We start from the raw sequence: 22,282 nt of genomic DNA, 5'->3' as shown, positions 1-22,282 counted from the left end.
CCCTACTTCTTCGACTGCGCCTTGCAGTCGGTCATGGCCTGCGTGCCCTGCTTGCCGATCGTGGCCGCCTCGCTCGACTGGGTCTGCGACGCGACCACCATCTTCTTGACCAGCGAGTCGGGGAGCTTGTCCTCCAGGCACTTCTGGAACTTCGCCGCGTCGATCGTGGGGTCGGTCTTCGCGGTCTCCTCGGCCAGCCGCTTCTGGTAGTTCACGCAGCCGAGCAGCGCGTCGGCGAACTTGCCGGAGGTGTCGGTGTCGAACGAGGGGCTGGCGGTCGTGTTGACCTGGAGCTTGTCGTCGAGGAGCTTGGCCGACTTGAGCTTCTTCACCCCGACGGTCGACACGAACCGGGTGGCGACGCACTTGGCCTCCGTGGTGGTGAGCGCCCCGGTGGTGGAGGACGTGAAGGCCTTCTCGAGGTTGGCGACCGCGACCTTGTCGTCCTTGGACAGCGACACCTTGTCCTTGTTGTCCGACTTGTTCGATCCGCACGCGGTGAGCGCGATCAGCAGCAGGACGCCGAGCGCAGCCGTCGAGGCCTTCTTCATGGGGTCTCCGATGTCGAGGAAGGAGCCCGGAGCCGCGCTGCCGGGCCCGCAGTGCCGGGCCAAGCCTGCCTTATACACCCATTTCGTGCAGCATCGGCGTCTCACTGTCGCCCCAGTGGTGAGTTTCTGTATCCCTGCGTAACCTCGCCCGGCCGCTCTCGTTGAGAAGGCATTCGGCACCCCTCTGGGTGTCGATCCGCCACTCATGTCGACGTCCTGGGAGCCGACCATGAAGAAGTTGTCGTCGATCGGCGCAGTTGCGTTCGCCGCGCTGATCGCCGCCATCGCGATGCTGGGATTCTCGAGTCCCGCACAGGCCTACCCCGACCTGCGGTTCGACCTCACGGTCAACCGGTCGGTGCTGTACGGCGGCGAGAGCTTTACCGCGACCGCCTCGTCCCAGGGCGCGACCTGCGCGTGGACCCTCGAGTGGAACGGCGTCGTCCGGCTGGGCGGATCGTCGACGGGCCAGGACTTCGTGACGGCGTACCAGGCGCCGAAGGTCACCAAGGTCACCAAGATCCCGCTGCACGGCACCTGCGCCTACAGCGCCCGCACCGCACCCGCGTCCAGCGCGCGGGCGGCGGCGACGTGGGAGCGCACGATCATGATCACGGTCCTGCCGCGCAGCACCGCCGTGTCGCCTCCGGTCGGCTCCGACCTGCCCAACACGGGCGGTCCGAACCTGCTCTTCCTGCTGGGCGGCATCGCCCTCCTCGTCTCCGGTGCCACGGCGGTCACGGTCGCCCGTCGCCGCGCCGAGGAGGCCGAGATCCAGGCCTCCGGCGCCTAGTCCGCCGCACGTGGGCAACCTGACGACGTCCGGGTTGTCGCGCCGCCGGATCGGATGGGGCATCGCCCTGCTGCTGCTGGTCGCGCTGGGCATGTTCGCCTGGCAGGCCGTGACCGCGTCCCGAGCGCTCCTCGACGCACGGACCAGCGGGGAGCTGGTCCAGCAGCGCGTGCGCGACGGCGACTTCGACGGCGCGAACCGGGCGCTCGCCGACCTGCGCCGGCACACGCACCGGGCGGCGGGCTCCACCGACGGGCCGTTGTGGGACCTGGGGCGGCACCTTCCGTGGCTGGGGCGTGACATCGGCGCGGTGCAGACGGTCTCCGCCGTGCTCGACACCGCGACCCGCGAGAACGCCCCGATCGCGCTGCAGCTGAGCGAGGCGGTCGACGCCGGCCGGTTCCGCCCCCAGGACCAGCGCATCGACCTCGCGGAGGTCGAACGCCTCACGCCCGCGGTCCGCCGGGCCGCCGACTCGATCGCCCGGGCCGCCCACCGGCTCGAGGGCACGCACGCCGACCGGTTGCTGTTCCCCTTCAACGACCTGGTCGGCGACCTGCAGACCCAGGTCGACCGGGCCCGGTCCGCCGCGACGGCGAGTGCCGACGCCTTCGAGCTGCTCCCCGACATGCTGGGCGCGGAGCAGCCGCGCACCTACCTGCTGATGATCCAGAACCCCGCCGAGCTGCGCGCCACCGGCGGCCTGCCGGGGTCGCTGGCCCTCCTCCATGCCGAGAACGGCAAGGTCACGATGGGCTGGCAGGGCTCGGCGTCCGACATCAACGGCTTCACCGCCCCCGTGGTCAAGCTCGCCCGCGACACCGAGCAGCAGTACGGCCCCACCCCGGCGGTCGACCTGCGTGACACCAACTTCACGCCGGACTTCCCCGAGGCCGCGCAGATCGCGAAGGCCATGGTCGAGCAGCGCCAGCACGTCACGCTCGACGGCGTGGTCTCGGTCGACCCGCTCGCCCTGGCGCAGATGATGCGCGGCACCGGCCCCGTCACGGTCAAGGACGGCGTCGTCCTCAACGCCGGCAACGTGGTGCCCGCGCTGCTCAACCAGACCTACCAGGTGCTCGACACCCAGGACGCGCAGAACACCTTCTTCGAGAACGCCGCCCGCAAGATCTTCGACTCGGTGATGGCCGGGCAGGGCAACCAGCAGCTCGCGATCCGCGGCCTCGCCACCGGCGCGAGCGAGCACCGCATCCAGGTGTGGTCGGCCCACGACGACGAGCAGGCGGTGCTGCAGGGCACCGCCGTCTCCGGCGCGCTGATCGCGAAGAGCGGGACCCCGCAGGTCGGGATGTACCTCAACGACAGCACCGCGGGGAAGATGGACTACTACCTGCAGTACCGCAGCACCGCAGCGGCGGTCGACTGCCGGCGCGGCGATGCGCAGGACATCCGCGCGACGATGGCGATCACGTCCACGATGCCGGCGGACTTCCAGAAGCTCTCGCCATGGATCCTGGGCACCGGACAGTTCGCGGCGCAGGGCACGATCGCGTTCAACCTCCGGATCTACGCGCCGTACGGCGGCGAGATCACCGGCATGACGGTCGACGGCCAGGGCCACTCGGTCACCGCCGACAAGCACAAGGGCCGCCAGGTCGCGCTGCTGCCGCTGTCGCTGAGCCCGGGCCAGAAGACCACGGTGACCGCCGACATCCGCACCGCGACGGGGGAGCCCGGGGACGGCGTCCTCAGCTTCACTCCGGGCATGGTGACGGCCCCCAACGGCGTCCGGATCGCCAGCGCCTGCCAGTGACACCGAGGGGCCGGACCGTGACCCTTCTCACCCGCTCCCAGGGGGTGCGTGCTCGGTAGTGTCGGCCCATGGACTTCTCACCGTCGCCCCGCGCTGCCGAGCTCACCGATCTGGTCGGCCGGTTCGTCCGCGAGGAGATCGAGCCGGTGCAGGCCGACTACCGGCGCGACGTCGAGGAGGCCCGGCTCAGCGGCACCTGGGCCGAGTCGCCGATCATGGCCGACCTGCGGGCGAAGGCCCGCGCCCAGGGGCTGTGGAACCTCTTCCTGCCCGCCGGGCACGACCAGCCCTGGGCCGAGCAGTTCGGCACGCACGGGGGCGCCGGCCTGACCAACAGCGACTACGCCCCGCTGGCCGAGCAGATGGGACGCGCCACCTTCCTGGCGCCGTACGTCTTCAACTGCAACGCGCCCGACACCGGCAACATGGAGGTGCTGCTGAAGTACGGCACCCCCGAGCAGCAGCAGGAGTGGCTGGTCCCCCTGCTCGACGGGCGGATCCGCTCCGGCTTCGCGATGACCGAGCCGGGGGTGGCCTCCTCCGACGCCACCAACATGGCGGCCACCGCCGTGGTCGACGGCGACGAGGTGGTGATCAACGGACGCAAGTGGTTCACCTCGGGGAGCGGTCACCCGGACTGCAAGATCCTGGTCTTCATGGGGCTCTCGGACCCCGACGCGGACCGGCACCACCGGCACACGATGGTGCTGGTCCCGGTCGACACCCCCGGGGTACGGATCGAGCGCCAGCTGCCCACGATGCACGTGTACGACGAGCCGGTCGGCCACGGCGAGATCGCCTTCACCGACGTACGCGTGCCGACGAGCAACATCCTCCTGGGCGAGGGCCGGGCGTTCGAGATCGCCCAGGGCCGGCTCGGTCCGGGGCGGGTGCACCACTGCATGCGGCTGATCGGGCAGGCCGAGGTCGCCCTCGAGCTGGCGATCAAGCGCGGCCTCGAGCGCACCGCGTTCGGGCGGCCGCTGGTCAAGCTCGGCGGCAACTCGGAGCGGATCGCCGACGCGCGCATCGCGATCGACCAGGCCCGGCTGCTCGTGCAGAACGCCGCGTGGAAGCTCGACCAGGGCGGCGCCCTCAACGCCCTGTCCGAGGTCAGCCAGATCAAGGTGATCGTGCCGAACGTCGCCCAGCAGGTGATCGACATGGCCATGCAGATGCACGGCGGTGGCGGCATGACCGACGACTTCCCGCTCGCGGCGATGTGGACCAACGCCCGCGCGCTGCGGCTGGCCGACGGTCCCGACGAGGTGCACCGCGGACTGGTCGCGCGGATCGAGATCGGCAAGCACCGGTGACCGACCGGGTCGACGAGGCCAACGCGCCCGTCGTCGCGGAAGGCGTCCGGGGCTCGCGCCCGTCGGGGCCCTCCCGCGCTCTGGTCACGGGCGGGTCCTCCGGCCTGGGCGCCGCCCTGTGCCGGGCACTCGTCGCCCGTGGGGACCAGGTCGTCAGCGCCGACGTGAACCTCCCCGCGGAGCCGATCGACGGTGTCGGCTACCTGACCCTCGACGTCCGCTCCGACCAGGACTGGTCGGACGCCGTCGCCTGGGTCGACCGGGAGTGGGGCGGTCTCGACGTGCTCTTCAACAACGCCGGTGTCGCCGGCGGTGGGCGGGTCGACGTGGCCGGCATCGAGGAGTGGGAGTGGATCACCGGGATCAACCTGTTCGGCGTGGTCCGGGGCACGAAGGCGTTCGTGCCGATGATGAAGCGACAGCGCTCCGGGCTGATCGTGAACACCGCGTCGCTGGCCGGGCTGGTGCACCCGGCCGGGATGGGCTCCTACAACGCGGTGAAGGCCGCGGTGGTCGCCTTCACCGAGACGCTCGGTCACGAGCTGGCCGAGTACGGCATCCGTGCGGCGGTGGTCTGTCCCTCCTACTTCCGCACCGGCCTGGTCGACGCGATGCAGGGCACTGACACCGCCGTCGGCGAGGTGATCGGAGCGCTGGTGGCGCACGCTCCGCTCGGACCGGACGAGATCGCCGCGGCGGTGCTCGAGGCGCTGGATCGCGGCGAGGAGCTGATCCTGCCGGACGAGGCCGCGCGCGCGGCGTACGAGCTCAAGGTGACCGACCGGGCGGCGTACGACGACCTGATGCGCAAGCAGGCCGCCCGCCTCAACGCGATGGGAGCGCGGTGATGGTTTCGGCAGGCTCTACCAGCGGCGGCGTCGCCGGCGCGCACGAGGTGCGCGAGGAGGACGCCTTCGACGTCGAGGCGGTCCGCGACTGGCTCGCGGCCCACGGCCACCCGCTCACCGGCGACGTGGTCGTCCGCCAGTTCGGCGGCGGCGCCTCGAACCTCACCTACTCGATGCGCACCGAGACCGACGACCTGATCCTGCGCCGGCCGCCGGCCGGCCAGAAGGCCAAGGGCGCCCACGACATGGCCCGGGAGTACCGCATCCAGGCGGGTCTCGCCGGCGTGTTCCCGCTGGTGCCGACGATGGTGGCGCTGTGCGAGGACGAGTCGGTGATCGGCTCGCAGTTCTACGTGATGCAGCGCATCGACGGGGTCATCCCCCGGCGCGACCTGCCGCCGGAGGTGCGGCTGAGCGAGGCGCAGACGCGCGAGCTCTGTACCAACGCCCTCGACGTGCTGATCGACCTGCACCGCGTCGACGTCGACGCGACCCCGCTGGCGTCGATGAACAAGGGCGCCGGCTACGTCCGCCGTCAGGTCGAGGGCTGGTCGACCCGCTTCCGCAACGCCGTCACCGACGACGCGCCCGACGGCGAGGCGGTGATGGCCTGGCTGGCCGAGCACCAGCCCGACGACGTCGGGAACTGCCTGATCCACAACGACTTCCGGTTCGACAACCTGGTGCTGGACCGTGACGACCCGACCCGTCCGGTCGGTGTCCTGGACTGGGAGATGGCGACCGTCGGCGACCCGCTGATGGACCTCGGCGGCACGCTGTCCTACTGGGTGCAGGCCGACGACGACGAGTTCTTCCTGCAGTTCCGCCGGCAGCCGACGACGCTGCCGGGCATGCTCACGCGCGCCGAGGTGGTCGACTACTACTGCACGGAGATGGGGTTCAGCATCACCCCCGAGCAGTGGCGGTTCTACGAGGTGTTCGGCCTGTTCCGGCTCGCGGTGATCGCCCAGCAGATCTACTACCGCTACTTCCACCAGCAGACCACCAACGAGTCCTACGCGATCTTCGGCCCGGCGGTGCAGTACCTCGAGCAGCGCTGCCGCTCGATCATCGAGTCGGCCTGATGGGGCAGGTGCTGCTGGTCCGGCACGGCCAGGCCTCGTGGGACGGCGCGGACTACGACGTGCTCTCCGACCGCGGGCACGAGCAGGCGCGCCTCCTCGGCGCCGCCCTGTCGGCGCGCGGCATCCGGCCCGACGTGGTGGTCAGCGGCGGCATGCGGCGGCACCGCGAGACCGTCGAGGGCCTCGTGGCCGGCGGCGGCTTCGGCGGGGTGGACGTCGAGCTCGACCGCGGCTGGGACGAGTACGACCACGTGTCGATGCTGGCGCAGGTGCCGGTCTCGTTCGCCGGCGAGAAGCCGTCCGCCGCGGAGTTCCAGGCCTGGATGGAGCAGGCGACCGACCGCTGGATCCGCGGCGAGCACGCCGAGGACTACCACGAGCCGTTCGCCGCGTTCACCGGCCGCGTGGAGGAGGCACTGCGAAACACCGTCGGCGGGGCGGGAGGCACCACGCTCGTGGTCACCTCAGGTGGTCCGATCTCGTGGACGACCGCAGCCCTGCTCGGCGGTGGCGCCGCGCTGTGGAGCCGGCTCAACGTGGTGTGCGTGAACAGCGGGGTGACCAAGCTCGTGACGGGTCGGCGGGGCGTGACCCTCGTGTCCTTCAACGAGCACACCCACCTCGAGGGCCGCGACCCCGAGCTGCTCACCTACCGCTGACCGTCGTGCGCGCGCCTTCGGGCTTGCGGGCGGCCGGCACCAGCAGCGCGGCCGGGACGAGCAGGATGCTGATCAGGAGCAGCGCGTGCAGGGCGCCGACCCGGTCGCCGATGAAGCCGAGCACCGGCGGTCCGGTGAGGAACGCCGTGTAGCCGATCGTCGAGACCACGCTCACCCGCGCCGGCGCGCGCACCGGGTCGTCGGCGGCCGCGCTCATGCCGACCGGGAACCCGAGGGACGCCCCGACTCCCCACAGCACGATGCCGGTGACGATCAGCGCTGCGTTGGCGCCGTACACGACGAGGAGGACGCCGACGGCGGCGAGCCCCATCGTGCCCCAGAGGGTCGCGGTGCGGCCGAACCGGTCGAGCAGCGAGGCGCCGAGGAACCGGCCGGTGGTCATCGCGCTCACGAAGACCGCGAAGCCGGCGACGCCCATCCAGGCCGCGACGCCGTGGCCGTCGACCAGCGCGATCGCCAGCCAGTCGTTGGCCGAGCCCTCGGTCAGCGCCAGTGCCAGCACCATCAGCCCGATCAGCAGGGTGCGCGGCTCGCGCCATGCGGCCAGGACCATGCCGCGCGGAGCGTGCTCGAGCTCCTCGACCTCGCGCGGCAGGAAGGCCCCCGTGGTGGCCTGCACGCTCACGAAGATCAGCACCGCGGCCACCGGCAGCACCGCGATCATCGGCACTTCGATGCGGGTCATCAGCGAGCCGAGGCCGGCGCCCACCACGCTGCCGAGACTGAACAGCGCGTGGAACCGCGGCATCATGTTGCGCTCCAACCGGTGCTCGACTCCCGCGCCCTCGACGTTCATGGACACGTCCCACAGGCCCATGCCGACGCCCCACACGAACAGCGAGACCGCGACGGCGGGAGCGCTGTCGAGCAGGACGGCCCCGACGGCGATGCCGGCCATGCCGATCGTGTCGACCGCGACCCCCGCGCGGACCGCCGTGGCCGCGCCCACGCGGGCGATGATCGCGCCCGCGCAGGTCAGGGCCAGGATCGACCCGATCGAGCCGGCCAGCAGCACCACGCCGAGCTCGCCGTTGGTGAGGTCGAGCCGGTGGCGGATCTCCGGCAGCCGTGACACCCAGGTGGCGAACGTGGCGCCGTTGAGGAAGAACGACAGTCCGACCGCGTTGCGTGCATCGACGAGCCGGCTCATGGGTCCAGTCGATCATGCCGTCGCGGGCCGGCGCGCGTGAGTATCGGCCGGGCCGCCGTGGAAGACTCCGTTGCATGGCGACTGAGCGGAAGACGATCCTGATCACCGGTGCCAGCAGCGGGCTCGGCGCCGAGATGGCGCGGCAGTTCGCGGCCCTGGGTCACGACCTCGCGCTGTGCGCGCGGCGTACCGAGCGGCTGGAGCAGCTGCGCGAGGAGATCCACCGGGACCACCCCCACGCCCGGGTCGAGATCAAGGACCTCGACGTGACCGACGACGGCCAGGTCTTCGAGGTGTTCCGCGCGTTCAAGGCCGACTTCGGCCGGATCGACCGGGTGATCATCAACGCCGGCCTGGGCAAGGGCGCGCCCCTGGGCACCGGTCGGTACGACGCCAACCGGCAGACCGCGATGACGAACTTCGTCGCGGCGCTGGCCCAGGCCGAGGCGGCGATGGAGATCTTCCGCGAGCAGAACGCCGGCCACCTGGTGATGATCAGCTCGATGTCGGCGATGCGCGGGATGCCCAAGACGCTGACGACGTACGCCGCCACCAAGGCCGGTGTGGCCCACCTCGCCGAGGGCCTGCGCACCGAGCTCCACGGCAAGCCGATCAAGGTCACCGTGCTCTACCCCGGCTACATCCGCTCGGAGATGAACGAGAAGGTCGAGCAGTCGACCCCGCTGATGGCGTCCACGGAGAAGGGCGTGCGCGCCATGGTCGACGCGATCGAGAAGGAGAAGGCCTCCGCGCACGTCCCGGCCCTCCCGTGGGCCCCGCTCTCCGTCGTGATGCGTCACGCCCCGATCCCGCTGCTCAAGAAGCTGATCTGAGCTCCGGAGGTTTCGAGGCTCGCAGGCTCGCACCTCAACCACCGGACAGCTGGTTGAGGTGCGGTGGCGCACCAACCGCCTCGAAACCTGGTGACTTTGACGCAGTCTCGGCTCAGACCGAGGGCGCTGGTGGTTGAGGTGCGGTTGCGCAGCAACCGCCTCGAAACCTGGTGAGCCGACGGCACAGGCCCGGACGAGGTCTCGAGGCGCGCACCTCAACCAGCCAGGAACTGGTCCACCAGCCCCGGTACGGCGGCGTCGGCGAGGGCGATCGCCATGCCCTCGGGCGCGTCGAGGACGTGGTAGACCTGCTTGCCCGCGGCGGTGGTCGCGCAGAGCGTGACCAGGCCGGCGCGGCGCTGGAAGAACGTCTGCCGGATGTTCCAGCCGATGATCCCGGTGCGCTGCAGCGCGTCGCGACGGCCCTGGAACGAGCCTGACCGCACGACGAGGTACCGCTCGGTGAGGGCGTGGCCGAGGCCGGCGTACCGGTCGGCGGCCAGCCACGTGCCGGCCACCGGCAGCACCAGGGCCACGAGTGCCGGCCACAGCGGCCACCCGGCGAGCAGCCAGAGGACGCCGAGGACGAGGGGCACGAGCCCGGAGGGCACGACCGCTCGGAGGTAGCGCCGCCGGCGGGCCGCGGGACCGTGCGGGACGAGCGGCACCGAGAGCGGTCCGGCCTCCCCGAGGGTGTGCTCGCCGACGGCGATCACGACGGTGCGCGGCGCTGGAGGCACCAACGAGGTACTGCCCTCGGCGCGCCGGCCCAGGCCGGAGACGACCGCGGTGAGCCGTCCGCCGCCGACCAGGCGGAGCCCGAGCGGCTCGTGGATCTCCAGACCGCGGAGGCGGTCGACGTCGATGCTGGTCTCACGCGTGGTGAGCAGCCCGCGGCGGACGTGGAAGGACCGCCCGGAGGGGTCGCGCGAGAGCGTGAAGCCCCAGTTGGCGAGGAGGTAGCCGCCGATCGCCAGGGTGGAGATCACCAGCAGGAAGGTCACCACGCCGGCCGGGATCGTGACCAGCAGCGGCAGGGCCCGCACCCGACCCCCGACGGACGAGGCGTTCGCCGCCCGGTCGATCACGTTGCCGAGCACCTGGCTCGACCCGCCGAGGGCCGCGAGCGCGATCACCAGGCCCGAGGTGGTCAGCGGCGCGAACCGCACCCAGGACGGGTCGAGCCGCATGATCACGGTCTCGGCCGGTGCGGGCCCGTCCGGTACGCGGGCCGCGTTGCCCGCGACCGCGTCGGGCACCGCGGGTGCCCGGTGCAGCAGGTCGGCGCGCAACCGGCGCCCCTCCGCGGTGCCGAGGGAGTCGAGCACCAGGCGGTTGTCGCCGTTGCGCGCCCCGCTGCCGGTGCCGATCTCGACCTTGGCCAGCCCGAGGAGCCGGTGGATCGGGGAGGCGGTCAGCTCGACGGTGCGCACCCGGTCGAGCGGAGCGGTGAGCACGCTCCGGCTCAGCAGGCCGCGCCGCAGCTCGATCTGGCTGCCGGTGATCCGGAACCGCGTGCTCGCGAAGCGCCAGAGCCCCAGCAGCACCGGCACCGCGACGCCGAGGTAGTGCCACGGGTCGCCCTCGCTGCTCCGGCCGAGAAAGAAGACGCCGATCACCAGCGGCAGGAAGCGGACCAGCTCGTTGACCGGGTGCACGAGCAGCATCCGCAGGTCGAGGTGGCGCCAGTCCGCGTCGCGAGCGAGCTCGGTCAGCTGGTCGGTGCGCTCGGTCACGTGGCGTCTCCCGGCTCCGCTTCCGTACGCCGGGTCAGCTCGTCGACCAGCCGCTCGGCGACGTCGCGGTCGAGGCCGTCGATCCGCAGCGGCCCGGCGGCGGAGGCGGTCGTGACGGTGACGTGGGCCAGGCCGAGCAGCCGGCTCACCACGCCCTGCTCGAGGTCGACCGTCTGCACCCGCGACATCGGCGCGATCCGGCGCTCGCGACTGAGCCATCCGCGCTGGGTGTAGACCGCGGTGTCGGTGCTCTCCCACCGGTGGACGCGGTAGCGGTACGCCGGCATCAGGGCGGCGTAGCCGAGAGCCACCACGGCGTACACGACCCAGCCCCACCAGGGCATCGAGAACAGCTCGAGCACGACGCTGGCGACGACGAGCCCGGCGGCGAGCACGATCCCGCGCACGAGGGCGGCGACCGCCCAGACGACGGGCGCCCGGGGCGAGACGCGGCCGGCTGGCTCGCGCAAGGTGACCGACTGCGACATGGTGCCCACCCTAGGAGAGTGCCGGTCGGGGCGGGTCACTCCAGCAGCAGCCGGATGACCTTCACCGCCTGGTCCACCTCGGGCTCGCTGCGCACCACGGTGTCGTTGTAGACGAAGCCCTCCATCGTCCGCACCGCCGCGTAGGCCAGCAGCTCGGTGTCCGCGCGCGGCGTGAAAGCGCCCCGCGCCGCCTCCTCGTCGACGAGCTGCCGCACCTTCGCGACGAGGCGGTCCTGGAAGGAGCCGTGCGAGGTGAGCAGGCGCAGGGCCACGTAGGTCTCGTTGCGCAGGAACTCCTGCAGCGCGCGGGACTCGACGATCGTCACGAGGTAGCGGCGCAGCGCCTCGACGAGGCGACTGGTGCCGCGGCGGCGGCTGGTCTCCGCCCAGATCCGGTCGATCGTCGCGTCGCTGAGCGACCAGATCACGTCCTGGAGGAGCTGCTCCCGGCCGCCGGTCCACCGGTAGAGGGTGTTGCGGGACACCTCGATCTCGGCGGCGAGCTCACGCATGTCGAGGCGGCGGCCCGCGAGGTAGGTGCGCGTCGCGGCGTCGTACGCGTCCGCGGGCGTGGGTCGGCGGGCCATGCGGCCACTCTAGCCCTTGTGAGGACACCCACAGGATGTGTCACTTGTAGGACACATTAAGAATATGTCACTCTCGACCCATGGATGCTGACGTCATCGTCGTGGGAGCCGGCCTGGCCGGGCTCGTGGCCACCGCGGAGCTTGCCGACGCGGGCAAGCACGTGCTGCTGCTGGACCAGGAGCCCGAGCAGAGCCTCGGCGGTCAGGCGTTCTGGTCGCTCGGAGGTCTGTTCCTGGTCGACTCCCCGGAGCAGCGGCGGATGGGCATCAAGGACTCCTACGACCTCGCGCTGCAGGACTGGATGGGCAGCGCCCAGTTCGACCGCGACTGCGACCACTGGCCGCGCAAGTGGGCCGAGGCGTACGTCGGGTTCGCCGCGGGCGAGAAGCGGCAGTGGCTGCACGACCAGGGCCTCCGGCTGTTCCCCGTGGTGGGCTGGGCCGAGCGCGGCGACGGCCGCGCGGGCGGGCACGGGAACTCCGTGCCGCGGTTCCACCTCACCTGGGGCACCGGCCCGGGAGTCGTGGCGCCGTTCGAGCGCCGAGTGCGTGAGGCGGCCGCCCGCGGGCTGGTCACCTTCGGCTTCCGGCACCGTGTCGACGACCTCGTGAAGACGGCGGGGGTCGTGACCGGCGTACGAGGCGCGGTGCTGGCGCCCGACGACATGGAGCGCGGGAAGGCGTCGAACCGAGACGAGGTCGCCGACTTCGAGTACGCCGCCCAGGCCGTGATCGTCACCTCCGGCGGGATCGGCGGCAACCACGACCAGGTCCGCAAGCAGTGGCCGGTCGAGCGGCTCGGCCGGCCCCCGAAGTTCATGGTGGCCGGCGTGCCCGCGCACGTGGACGGCCGGATGCAGTTCATCACCGAGGCCGCCGGCGGCGAGATCATCAACCCCGACCGGATGTGGCACTACACCGAGGGGCTGCGCAACTGGGACCCGATCTGGGACAACCATGGCATCCGGATCCTGCCCGGACCCTCGTCGCTGTGGCTCTCGGCCACCGGCGAGCGGTTCCCCGCGCCGTACCTCCCGGGCTTCGACACCCTCGGCACCCTCGGGGCGATCCTGCGCACCGGCTACGACTACTCGTGGTTCGTGCTGACCCAGAAGGTGATCGAGAAGGAGTTCGCCCTCTCCGGCTCCGAGCAGAACCCCGACCTCACCGGCAAGGACATCAAGCTGCTGCTCTCCCGGGTGCGACCCGGTGCGCCCGGACCCGTCGAGGCGTTCAAGCAGCACGGCGAGGACTTCGTGGTCGCCGACTCGGTCGAGGAGCTGGCCCAGGGCATGAACCGGGTTGCCGGCTCGTCCCTGATCGACGCCGACTCGCTGCGCACGGTGATCACCGAGCGCGACCGCCAGCTCGACAACAGCTTCTCGAAGGATGCGCAGATCACGTTCATCCGCGGCCACCGCAACTACCGCGGCGACAAGCTGATCCGGACCGCGTCGCCGCACAAGTTCCTGGACCAGAAGAACGGCCCGCTGATCGCGGTGCGGCTGAACATCCTCACCCGCAAGACCCTCGGCGGGCTGCACACCGACCTCGACGCCCGCGTGCTGCAGCCGGACGGCGAGCCGCTGCCGGGCGTGTACGCCGCGGGCGAGGTCGCCGGCTTCGGCGGGGGCGGCGTGCACGGTTACAACGCGCTCGAAGGCACCTTCCTCGGCGGCTGCCTCTTCTCGGGACGCGTGGCCGGTCGGGCGGCTGCGGCCGCGATCGGCTGAGGGGGCCGGCAGGAGAACGGGCACAACCCAGCTCACGCCGGGCGGCGGCGCCGGGAGGCGGGTTGCGCCCGTTCTCGCGCACGGGTGACGAGCAATCCCAGCTCTCTGCCGACGTAGTCGGGCTCGAACATCACGTCCTCCCACGCGAAACGCGTCACCCACCACCCGCGGACCACGAGACCGGTGTATCGCCGGCAGTCGCGGCGCAGCTGGGCCCGGCTGCCGTTGTGCCAGGTGTTCGAATCGGCCTCGGCGACAGCCCGCAGATCGGGGTCCACCAGATCAGGGCGGGCGAAGAACCCGGGTGCCGTGATTCGCAGCTGTGGCCGGAAGGCCAGACCGGGAACGTCGAGGGAGATCGCCCGCAGTACGGACTCGAAGGGGTTCGCCGCTGCGCCGTCGGCGCACCGGGCGACCTTCCGGCCGCGCTCGGCGCCGGGACCGGCGAGCCCCGCCGCCAGCAGTCCGAGGTGGGCAGCCGTCGCGTCGCCATGGCGCATCGCCGAGTCGGCCACGGCCAGGGCCTCGTCGAAGGGCAGGGTGCGCAGGCAGTCGACCAAGGTCCGGTCCCGGGTGGTCACTCCGTCGATCACCTCGTGGGCATCCAGCCGGGCCCAGTGGGGGTGGGCGACCTCTCGCGCGGCTGCCCGGAGGTTGCGGTTGCGCGGGATCGTGACGTGCGGCCGGGTGGGGATCGTCTTCACCTCCCAGCCCCAGTGCAGCGCTGCGCTGAGGTGGGACACGACGCCGCTCAGTGCGTGGGCGGCACGCTTCGCCTGGTCGGCCGCGGGTAGGGCGTAGCGTCCGCGCGCGTCCTTGACCACGTCGCCGGCCTGCATGCCCGCCTCGAGCCCTCGCCGCCCGGTGAGCGCTGCCAGCGCGCCGTACGTGGCGACGCCGCCGAGGCGGTGGAGGGCATCGACCGGGTGCATGGCTCCGATGCTGGCCGGGTGGGGTTCCGTTCGCATCCGGCCCTCCACAACCGGGCAGGAGAACGGGCACAAGCCCAGCTCACGCCGGGCGGCGGCGCCGGGAGGCGGGTTGTGCCCGTCGGTCTGCGACGCACTGCCGCCGCTACGCTGGCGCCCATGAGCGGACGTGTCGTGCACTTCGAGATCCCCTTCGACGACGGGGACCGGGCCCGCCAGTTCTACCGCGACGCCTTCGGCTGGGTGATCAACGAGATCCCCGAGATGCACTACTCCTTGGTGCAGACCGGGCCGATCACCGACGAGGGGTTCCCGGCCGAGGTCGGCTACATCGGCGGCGGGATGCTCAAGCGCGAGTCCCCGACCGATCGCCCGGTGATCACGATCGACGTCGATGACATCGACGCCGCGCTGGCGAAGATCGAGTCGCTGGGCGGCATGACCGTGCTCGGCCGCCAGGACGTCGGCGAGATGGGCTGGGCGGCGTACTTCAAGGACGTCGAGGGCAACCTGATGGGGCTCTGGCAGTCCCGTCAGGAGCGACCCGACTGATCAGCCGGCGCTGACCGTGCCGGTGAGCCGGCCCCACGCGGTGGCCTTGCGGGCGATCAGGGACACGAGGTCAGTGGGCGAGGCACCCGAGGCCGGCACGGTCTGGTTCGACGGCAACGCGTAGACCGTGAACCGGTAGTGGTGCTTCCCGGACGGCGGGCACGGAGCGGTCCAGCCGGGCCCACCTGAGGCCGGCAGCTGCTTCGCGGCACCCGGCAGCTGCGGTCCGTCGAGGACGCCGACGTCGACCGGGATGTCGACCACGATCCAGTGCACGTAGTCGCCGTCGGGGGCGTCCGGGTCGTCGACCACCACGGCCAGCGAGCCGGCGTCCTTCGGGGCGCCGGACCAGCGCACCTCCGGCGCCGTGCCGGCACCGCGGCAGGTGTACGTCGCCGGGATCGCGGCTCCGTCGGCGAACGCCGGGCTGGAGACGGTGATCGTGCGAGACGCCGCAGGATCGGAGGGCGCCGCCTGCTCGGCCTGGCCACCGCACCCCGCCAGCGCCGCGACGGCGGCGCACGCGACGAGCGGCCCCCGCATCACGACTCGGCGAGGAGCGAGTCCAGGAGCGGCCGCAGCCGGGGCAGGTCGTCGGTCAGCCCGAGCGGCTGGACCTGGTCCTCGATCATGGCCCGGAAGAGGACCGCCTGGTCGACGAGCCGGGCGTCGACGTGGCGGTAGACCTCGAGGGCGACAGTGCCGTAGAGGGTCACCCAGCCGCGCTGGAGCAGCCAGAAGAGCCCGCGCATGTCGTCGGGCAGACCCTTGGCCGCCGCGGGTCCGTCCGGGCTGCGCAGGATCTGGGCGAGGTGGGGATCGAGGTCGTCCAGGTCGGGGATCGGGAAGCGGTACTTGTCCCACACCTCCAGGATCAGTGCTGCGAAGGTCGTCCCGCACGACGCGGCGGGCTGGACCTCGTCGAGGCACTCCACGTCGACGTTGGTGAAGACCAGGCTGAACTCCTCGCGGTTCTCCAGCGCCCACCGCCGGAACTCCACGGTGGCGGCGATCAGGCGCGCGGCCGGGTCGTCGGCAGGTTGCCGGTCGGCGGCGGCGACGAGCCGGGCGCTCATGTCGGCGTCGATGGCCATCGCGACCATGCGGACGAGCTCCTCGTGGCTGGCCGCGTAGCGGTAGAGCGCGGGGGCGGTCATGCCCAGCTCGCGCGCCACCGAGCGCAGGCTCATCTCGCCGTGCTCGGTCACCAGCCGCCGGGCGCTCTGGACGATCCGCTGCAGCGTGTCGGCACGCTTCAGGTCGCGCTGGGTGGTGACGGTCATCGATCCTCCGGCCTCGAGCCGATTCTGGAAAAGGGGCTTGACGAATCATAGTTTACACCGTTTACAGTAAACGCTGTAAACGAACCCCAGGAGTCGTCATGCTGAAGCGCTGGAGCACCATCCTCGTCCACCGGGCACGTCTCGTCCTCGCCCTCGGCGTCGTCGCCACGATCGCCGCCGCGGCGTACGGCTTCGGCGTCTTCGGCTCGCTCGGCCAGGGCGGTTTCGACGACCCGCACACCGACGCCTCCAAGGAGCTCGCTCGCGAGCAGGCGGTCTTCGGCAACAAGAACGTCGACGTGGTCGCGATCTACCGCAGCCGGACGCTCACCGCGCAGGACCCGGCGTTCGAGCGCGAGGTGCGCCAGACCCTGGCGGGCATCCCGAAGGGCACCACCACCTCGGTGATCACCGCCTGGGACTCAGGTGACCCGGCGATGGTCAGCACCGACCAGCACGCCGTGCAGGTGGTGATCTCCCTGGCCGGTGACACCCAGGCCCAGGAGAGCGACAACAACGACCGGCTCGTGCCGGCGTTGAGGAAGACCTCGCTCCAGACCGACATCGCCGGTCGGTGGGCGGTCTACAAGGGCGTGAACGAGACGGTGAGCGCCGACCTGGCCCGCGCCGAGGCCTACTCCATGCCGATCGTGCTGATCCTGTCGCTGCTGATCTTCGGGAGCCTCGTCGCCGCCTCGATGCCGGTGATGGTCGGCGCGCTGTCGGTGATCGGCGGACTCGCGGTCGTCCGGCTGATCACCACGGTCACGGAGGTCTCGGTCTTCTCGATCAACGTGATCTCGCTGCTCGGCATGGGGCTCGCGATCGACTACGCGCTGTTCATGATCAGCCGCTACCGCGAGGAGCTGGCCAAGCTCCCGGCGGACGATCCCGCCGCTCCTCGCGCGGCGATCGCGGTCACGCTCCAGACCGCAGGACGCACGGTGCTCTTCTCGGGCCTCACCGTCGCCGCGGCGATGTCCGCGCTGCTGGTCTTCCCGCAGAACTTCCTGCGCAGCCTCGGGTACGGCGGCATCGCGGCCGTCCTCATCGGCGTCGTCACGGCGCTGACCGTCCTGCCTGCCGTGCTGCTCCTGCTCGGCCGCCGGATCGACGCCGGGCGGCTGCCGTGGCGCCGCCCCGGTGGACGTCCCGTGGGTGTCGACGACGAGCACGGGGCCTGGGCGCGGCTCGCCCACGGCGTGATGCGGCGCCCGGTCGTGGTGATGGTCGTGATCGTGGCCGGCCTGCTGCTGCTCGCCTCTCCCTTCCTCGGGGTCAAGTGGGGCTCGGTCGACTACCGGGTGCTGCCGCCGGACCAGCCGGCCCACGTCGCGTCGGTGAAGCTCAACCAGGAGTTCGGCGAGGAGCGGTCCACGGCGAACGTCCTGCTCGAGACCGGCGACCAGCAGGCCGTCGCGGCGTACGTCGCGAAGGTCAAGGCCCTGCCCGGCATCCTCGACGTGCGACCCGTCGAGACCAAGGACGGCGTGACCCTGCTGCGCGCCGCGTGGGCGGGCAACAGCCAGACCGAGGCCTCGCGCGCGGTCGTCCAGCGGATCCGCGACGTGCCCGGACCTCGCGGCGAGCACGTGCTCGTCGGGGGCCTGAGTGCCGACACCGTCGACCTGCTCGGCTCGATCAAGACGCACCTGCCGTGGATGGCCGGGATCATCGTCGCGGTGATGCTCGTCCTGCTCTTCGGGGCGTTCGGCTCGCTGGTGCTGCCGCTGAAGGCGGTGCTGATGAACGTGCTGTCGATCAGTGCGTCGTTCGGCGTGATCACCTGGATCTTCGCCGACGGCCACCTCCAGGGCCTGCTCGGCTACTCCTCGACCGGCTTCCTCGACGCCACCCAGCCGATCTTCATGCTGGCGATCCTGGTCGGCCTGTCGATGGACTACGAGGTCTTCCTGCTGAGCCGCGTCCGCGAGCAGTGGGACCGTCCCGACCACCCGGCGGCGACTGCCGCCGAGCGCAACACGGACGCCGTCGCCGTCGGCCTGCAGAAGACCGGCCGGATCATCACGTCCGCCGCGCTGCTGCTGGCCGTCGTGATCGGCGCCTTCTCCACCAGCGGCATCGTCTTCATGAAGATGATCGGCGTCGGCATGCTGGTCGCCCTGATCGTCGACGCGACCATCGTCCGGGCGCTGCTCGTCCCGGCGACGATGAAGCTGCTCGGCACCTGGAACTGGTGGGCACCGGCACCGCTGCGCCGCTTCTGGGAGCACTACGGCATCCGCGAGGTCGACCTGCCGCCGGCACCCGCGCCGGCGGCCGCCGACGCTCAGCCGACGGTCGGCAGGGTGAGCGTCTGACCGCCACCACCGGTGATCGTCACCGCGTTGGCCACCTGGCCGCCGCGGTAGTTCACCGAGCCGCCTGCCACCACGAGCCGGATCTGGTGACCGGCCGCGAACTGGTGCGCGATCGCCGGCATCCGCACCGTGAACGGGCGGGTCACGTCGGGGATCCGCACCGGGGCGGTGAGCTGGCGGATGTCGGTGACGGTGCCGTCGGGCGCCACGTCCTGGAGCCGCACGAAGAGCACCAGCATGCCGGCCGGACCGCCCGCCTGGCCGACGGACGCCACCGGGGCGTCCACCTTCAGGTTCAGGCGCGGTGACCCGACGACGTTGACCGGCTGGGCCAGCGTGGCCGTGTTCCAGGCCGCGAAGCTGCCCGGGGCGTCCTGCTCGGGCAGCGGCGCCGGCAGGAAGCCGCCGACCGCGTCGAGCGGGTTGATCGACGTCGGTGCACCGGCTGCCGGCGTCACGAACGACTGGCTGCCGGCCGCCAGCGGCGGCGAGGTGGCGAGGTCGCTGCTGCCCAGGTACCAGGTCCGGTCGGTGCCGACCGGGAACGCCTTCGCCTCGGCGTACGCCGGCGCGGCGTTGCCCGTGTAGGGCACCCAGTCGCGGAAGTAGGCGAACTCGGCCCCGGTGCTGACGTCGGCGCCCTTGAGGTAGCGGTCGAACCACGCGACCACGCGCGCGGTCTCGTACTGCGTCGACGGATCCGGGTCGGTGAGGCTGAGCTCGCCCGGGGCAGGCGTGCCGTGCGAGTGGCCCCACGAGTGCCAGATCATCTTCACCGGCGTGCCCTGGGCCTTCAGCGCCCGGTACGTCGCCACCGCCTCGTTGAGGTTGAAGAGCGTGTCGAACTCGCCCTGGGCGAGCAGCGTCGGGATCCGCACCTGCGGGAGGTACGTCGCCACCGACGCGTGGCGCAGGTGGGCGACGGTGGAGTCGTCGACGTAGCCCGCGCTGCCGGCGAACGCCAGGCCGGGGCAGACCCAGTCGGCGAAGTTGGGGCACCCGTAGAGCCGGTTCGGGTCGCCCTGCGCGCCCTGCATCCCGTCGGCGACACCCTCGCCGGAGAAGCCGGCCGCCCAGAACAGCTTCGCCGCGCCGGAGGTGCGGGAGCTGACGCCGGAGGTCTGGCTGGGCAGCTGGTCGGTGTTGTTCGGTCCCAGCGAGTAGCTGAGGTCGTTCCAGGTGATCATCGGCACGATCGTGTCGAGGCGGGCGTCGACCGCGGCGGTCGCGAACTGGATCTGGCCGCCGTACGAGCCGCCGATCATGCCCACGCGCGGGTCGTCCGAGCGGCGTACGCCGGCGTGGTCGCGCGCGTCGAGCTGCACGACGTCGAGCGCGGGCGCGGACTGCGTGTGCCCGGCGTCGAGGTAGGCCACCCCGGCGTCGCCACCGAGGTAGCCGACGAGGTCGCTCGCCGCCGCCCCGTCGAGGTCGGGGTCATCGAGGGTGATCTTGCAGCCGGAGCCGCCGAAGCCCAGGCCCGAGTAGGAGAGGACCACGTAGCCGTGGGACGCGAAGTAGCGGCCGAGCCCGGCCTGGTCGTCCTTCGAGCCGCCGAACCCGTTCGTGGTGAGGATCGCAGGCACGCGGCTCGCGCTGGTCGCGGCCGTCGGGGTGTACAGGTCGCCCACGATGTCGCACGGCCCCTCCGCGCCGGCGGTCACCGCGAAGTGCAGGGTCTGCACGGTGTAGGGCAGAGTGTCGGCGGTGCCGGCGGGCGCGGTCGCCAGCGCGAGGCCGCCCACGGACAGGGCGGACGCGGCCAGCAGGGTGAGGGCGGTCACAGGTCGTCGCATGGCCGGTCAACGAGTCGGCGAGAGCGCAGGTTACGAGCCGGTAACCAGAGGAATGATCTGCGCACCAGAGTGGTTGAACTGTCAACCAACAAGGGAGAAGTCCATGGAGTACGGCATCTTCACCGTCGGTGACGTCACGACCGACCCGACGACCGGGCGCACGCCCAGCGAGCACGAGCGGATCAAGGCGACCGTCCGGATCGCGCTGAAGGCCGAGGAGATCGGCCTGGACGTGTTCGCGACCGGCGAGCACCACAACCCGCCGTTCGCCGCCCCGGCCAACCCGCCGGTGCTGCTGGCCCACCTCGCGGCGAAGACCGAGCGGATCAAGCTCTCCACCTCCACCACCCTCATCACCACCAACGACCCGGTCCGGATCGCGCAGGACTACGCCTACCTGCAGCACCTGGCCGACGGCCGGATGGACCTCATGCTCGGACGCGGCAACACCGGCCCGGTCTACCCGTGGTTCGGCAAGGACATCCGCGAGGGCATCCCGCTGGCGATCGAGAACTACGCGCTGCTGCACCGGCTCTGGCGCGAGGAGGACGTCGACTGGCAGGGCAAGTTCCGCACCCCGCTGCAGGGCTTCACCTCGACGCCGCGACCGCTGGACGGCACGCCGCCCTTCGTGTGGCACGGCTCGATCCGCAGCCCCGAGATCGCCGAGCAGGCGGCGTACTACGGCGACGGGTTCTTCTCCAACCACATCTTCTGGCCGGCCGAGCACACCGCGCGGATGATCGCGCTCTACCGGGCCCGGTTCGAGCACTACGGCCACGGGAAGGCCGAGGACGCGATCGTCGGCCTGGGCGGGCAGGTCTACCTGGCACGCACCAGCCAGGACGCCGTCCGGGAGTTCCGCCCGTACTTCGACAACGCGCCCGTCTACGGGCACGGGCCGTCGCTCGAGGACTTCATGGCGCAGACACCGCTGACCGTCGGCTCCCCGCAGCAGGCGGTGGAGCGCACGCTCGGCTTCCGCGCGTACGCCGGCAGCTACGCCCGGCAGCTTTTCCTCGTCGACCACGCCGGCCTGCCCCTGGACGCGGTGCTGCGCCAGCTCGACCTGCTCGGCGAGGTGGTCGAGGAGCTGCGGAAGCACGACGCCGCCGAATTGGTTGAGCCTGCCGAGACCACCTCGGCTGCCGGAACCACCGAACGGAGCACCGCATGACCGCCACGATCGCCGTCGTCACCGCAGGTCTGAGCGACCCGTCGTCCACCCGCCTGCTCGCCGACCAGCTCGGCAAGGCCGCGGTCGAGGCGCTCGGGCAGCGCGGGGTCGACGCCACCCTCGAGGTCGTCGAGCTGCGTCCGTTGGCGCACGCCCTGACCGACCAGCTGCTCACCGGTTTCGCGACCGGCGACCTCGCCGCCGCCGAGGAGACGCTGGCGCGGGCGGACGCGGTGATCGCGGTGACGCCGGTGTTCAGCGCGTCGTACAGCGGACTGTTCAAGACGTTCTTCGATGTCCTCGAGCCGGGCGCCCTGGACGGCACTCCGGTGCTGGTCGCCGCCACCGCCGGCACCGCGCGCCACAGCCTGGTGCTCGAGCACGCGCTGCGGCCGCTGTTCAGCCACCTGCACGCGGTGGTCGTGCCGACCGGTGTGTTCGCCGCCAGCGAGGACTGGGGCGGCGCTGCCGGTACCTCACAGTCCGCGCCCGCGTCCGGTCTGGCGCGCCGGGTCACCCGCGCCGCCGGTGAGCTCGCCGCCCTGGTCGCCGAGCGGCCGCGTGGTGCGCGACCGGACCAGTTCGACCGGGACCTGGCCGCGATGGGCGACTTCGAGGAGCTCCTCAAGGGCTGAGTGCCCGGAGTGGCC

The 22,282-nt window shown here is 71.7% G+C and carries 21 protein-coding genes; 12 read left to right on the top strand and 9 right to left on the bottom strand.

The genetic code is table 11. The annotated features are described in order from the left end of the window. Window positions 1-2: 2 nt before the first annotated feature. The gene (locus EFL26_RS17740; protein ID WP_123224245.1) at window positions 3-551 is read right to left on the bottom strand and encodes a hypothetical protein; all 549 of its coding nucleotides are present in this window, start codon (window positions 549-551) and stop codon (window positions 3-5) included. A 229-nt stretch (window positions 552-780) separates the two neighbouring features. On the opposite strand from EFL26_RS17740, the gene EFL26_RS17735 reads away from it, so the two are divergent. The 6 genes from EFL26_RS17735 to EFL26_RS17710 all read left to right on the top strand — a co-directional run bounded on the left by EFL26_RS17735 (window position 781) and on the right by EFL26_RS17710 (window position 7,026). Continuing rightward, a complete protein-coding gene (locus EFL26_RS17735) occupies window positions 781-1,344 on the top strand; it encodes an LPXTG cell wall anchor domain-containing protein (protein ID WP_183408245.1) in 564 nt (187 codons plus the stop codon). 10 nt (window positions 1,345-1,354) lie between these two features. Further along, window positions 1,355-3,118, top strand: coding sequence for a DUF4012 domain-containing protein (locus tag EFL26_RS17730; protein ID WP_123224243.1), 1,764 nt, complete (start codon window positions 1,355-1,357; stop codon window positions 3,116-3,118). 68 nt (window positions 3,119-3,186) lie between these two features. After that, window positions 3,187-4,434 (top strand): acyl-CoA dehydrogenase family protein, encoded by a 1,248-nt coding sequence (locus tag EFL26_RS17725; protein ID WP_123224242.1) that lies wholly within the window; start codon window positions 3,187-3,189, stop codon window positions 4,432-4,434. Next, window positions 4,431-5,282, top strand: coding sequence for an SDR family NAD(P)-dependent oxidoreductase (locus tag EFL26_RS17720; protein WP_183408244.1), 852 nt, complete (start codon window positions 4,431-4,433; stop codon window positions 5,280-5,282). Before EFL26_RS17725 ends, EFL26_RS17720 begins: the two co-directional genes overlap by 4 nt. Next, entirely contained in the window at window positions 5,282-6,367 is a 1,086-nt protein-coding gene (locus tag EFL26_RS17715) for a phosphotransferase family protein (protein ID WP_123224241.1), read from the top strand. Before EFL26_RS17720 ends, EFL26_RS17715 begins: the two co-directional genes overlap by 1 nt. Continuing rightward, window positions 6,367-7,026, top strand: a complete 660-nt coding sequence (locus EFL26_RS17710; protein WP_123224240.1) for a histidine phosphatase family protein — start codon at window positions 6,367-6,369, stop codon at window positions 7,024-7,026. The genes EFL26_RS17715 and EFL26_RS17710 overlap by 1 nt, the downstream gene beginning before the upstream one ends. Here EFL26_RS17710 and EFL26_RS17705 read toward each other — a convergent pair. Further along, complete coding sequence (locus EFL26_RS17705) at window positions 7,013-8,197, bottom strand: MFS transporter (protein ID WP_123224239.1); 1,185 nt, start codon at window positions 8,195-8,197, stop codon at window positions 7,013-7,015. The genes EFL26_RS17710 and EFL26_RS17705 overlap by 14 nt on opposite strands. Window positions 8,198-8,271: 74 nt before the next feature. On the opposite strand from EFL26_RS17705, the gene EFL26_RS17700 reads away from it, so the two are divergent. Then, window positions 8,272-9,030, top strand: a complete 759-nt coding sequence (locus tag EFL26_RS17700; protein WP_123224238.1) for an SDR family oxidoreductase — start codon at window positions 8,272-8,274, stop codon at window positions 9,028-9,030. Between the two features lie 215 nt (window positions 9,031-9,245). Here the strand turns inward: EFL26_RS17700 and EFL26_RS17695 are convergent, their stop codons facing one another. Genes EFL26_RS17695 through EFL26_RS17685 form a run of 3 tightly spaced genes read right to left on the bottom strand, consistent with a single transcriptional unit; the run spans window position 9,246 to window position 11,841 of the window. Next, window positions 9,246-10,766, bottom strand: a complete 1,521-nt coding sequence (locus tag EFL26_RS17695; RefSeq protein ID WP_123224237.1) for a PH domain-containing protein — start codon at window positions 10,764-10,766, stop codon at window positions 9,246-9,248. Further along, entirely contained in the window at window positions 10,763-11,254 is a 492-nt protein-coding gene (locus EFL26_RS17690; RefSeq protein WP_123224550.1) for a PH domain-containing protein, read from the bottom strand. Before EFL26_RS17690 ends, EFL26_RS17695 begins: the two co-directional genes overlap by 4 nt. Window positions 11,255-11,289: 35 nt before the next feature. Further along, on the bottom strand, window positions 11,290-11,841 hold the full coding sequence (locus EFL26_RS17685) for a QsdR family transcriptional regulator (RefSeq protein WP_123224236.1): 552 nt from the start codon (window positions 11,839-11,841) through the stop codon (window positions 11,290-11,292). A gap of 80 nt (window positions 11,842-11,921) precedes the next feature. Between EFL26_RS17685 and EFL26_RS17680 the strand changes: the two genes are divergently transcribed. Continuing rightward, window positions 11,922-13,574: an FAD-binding dehydrogenase gene (locus tag EFL26_RS17680; RefSeq protein WP_123224235.1), complete on the top strand. Its 1,653-nt coding sequence runs from the start codon at window positions 11,922-11,924 to the stop codon at window positions 13,572-13,574. 32 nt (window positions 13,575-13,606) lie between these two features. Here the strand turns inward: EFL26_RS17680 and EFL26_RS17675 are convergent, their stop codons facing one another. Next, complete coding sequence (locus tag EFL26_RS17675; RefSeq protein WP_148046761.1) at window positions 13,607-14,542, bottom strand: hypothetical protein; 936 nt, start codon at window positions 14,540-14,542, stop codon at window positions 13,607-13,609. 120 nt (window positions 14,543-14,662) lie between these two features. Here EFL26_RS17675 and EFL26_RS17670 point away from each other — a divergent pair, with 120 nt between their 5' ends. Continuing rightward, complete coding sequence (locus EFL26_RS17670; RefSeq protein ID WP_123224233.1) at window positions 14,663-15,055, top strand: VOC family protein; 393 nt, start codon at window positions 14,663-14,665, stop codon at window positions 15,053-15,055. Here the strand turns inward: EFL26_RS17670 and EFL26_RS17665 are convergent, their stop codons facing one another. Further along, window positions 15,056-15,598, bottom strand: a complete 543-nt coding sequence (locus EFL26_RS17665; RefSeq protein WP_123224232.1) for a YbhB/YbcL family Raf kinase inhibitor-like protein — start codon at window positions 15,596-15,598, stop codon at window positions 15,056-15,058. Next, window positions 15,598-16,338 (bottom strand): TetR/AcrR family transcriptional regulator, encoded by a 741-nt coding sequence (locus tag EFL26_RS17660; protein WP_123224231.1) that lies wholly within the window; start codon window positions 16,336-16,338, stop codon window positions 15,598-15,600. The genes EFL26_RS17665 and EFL26_RS17660 overlap by 1 nt, the downstream gene beginning before the upstream one ends. 98 nt (window positions 16,339-16,436) lie before the next feature. On the opposite strand from EFL26_RS17660, the gene EFL26_RS17655 reads away from it, so the two are divergent. Beyond that, complete coding sequence (locus tag EFL26_RS17655) at window positions 16,437-18,659, top strand: MMPL family transporter (protein ID WP_123224230.1); 2,223 nt, start codon at window positions 16,437-16,439, stop codon at window positions 18,657-18,659. Here EFL26_RS17655 and EFL26_RS17650 read toward each other — a convergent pair. Next, on the bottom strand, window positions 18,629-20,443 hold the full coding sequence (locus EFL26_RS17650) for a CocE/NonD family hydrolase (RefSeq protein ID WP_246000253.1): 1,815 nt from the start codon (window positions 20,441-20,443) through the stop codon (window positions 18,629-18,631). The two genes, EFL26_RS17655 and EFL26_RS17650, sit on opposite strands and share 31 nt — an antisense overlap. A 115-nt stretch (window positions 20,444-20,558) precedes the next feature. Here EFL26_RS17650 and EFL26_RS17645 point away from each other — a divergent pair, with 115 nt between their 5' ends. Both EFL26_RS17645 and EFL26_RS17640 read left to right on the top strand, forming a co-directional pair. Continuing rightward, window positions 20,559-21,632: a CE1758 family FMN-dependent luciferase-like monooxygenase gene (locus EFL26_RS17645; protein ID WP_123224228.1), complete on the top strand. Its 1,074-nt coding sequence runs from the start codon at window positions 20,559-20,561 to the stop codon at window positions 21,630-21,632. After that, a complete protein-coding gene (locus EFL26_RS17640; protein WP_123224227.1) occupies window positions 21,629-22,267 on the top strand; it encodes an FMN reductase in 639 nt (212 codons plus the stop codon). Before EFL26_RS17645 ends, EFL26_RS17640 begins: the two co-directional genes overlap by 4 nt. Window positions 22,268-22,282 lie beyond the last annotated feature (15 nt).

Source organism: Nocardioides pocheonensis, assembly GCF_003725535.1.
In the GTDB taxonomy this organism is placed as follows: domain Bacteria; phylum Actinomycetota; class Actinomycetes; order Propionibacteriales; family Nocardioidaceae; genus Marmoricola; species Marmoricola pocheonensis.
The sequence above is the reverse complement of the archived record's forward strand: the minus strand, read 5'-3'. Positions and strand labels throughout refer to the sequence as shown.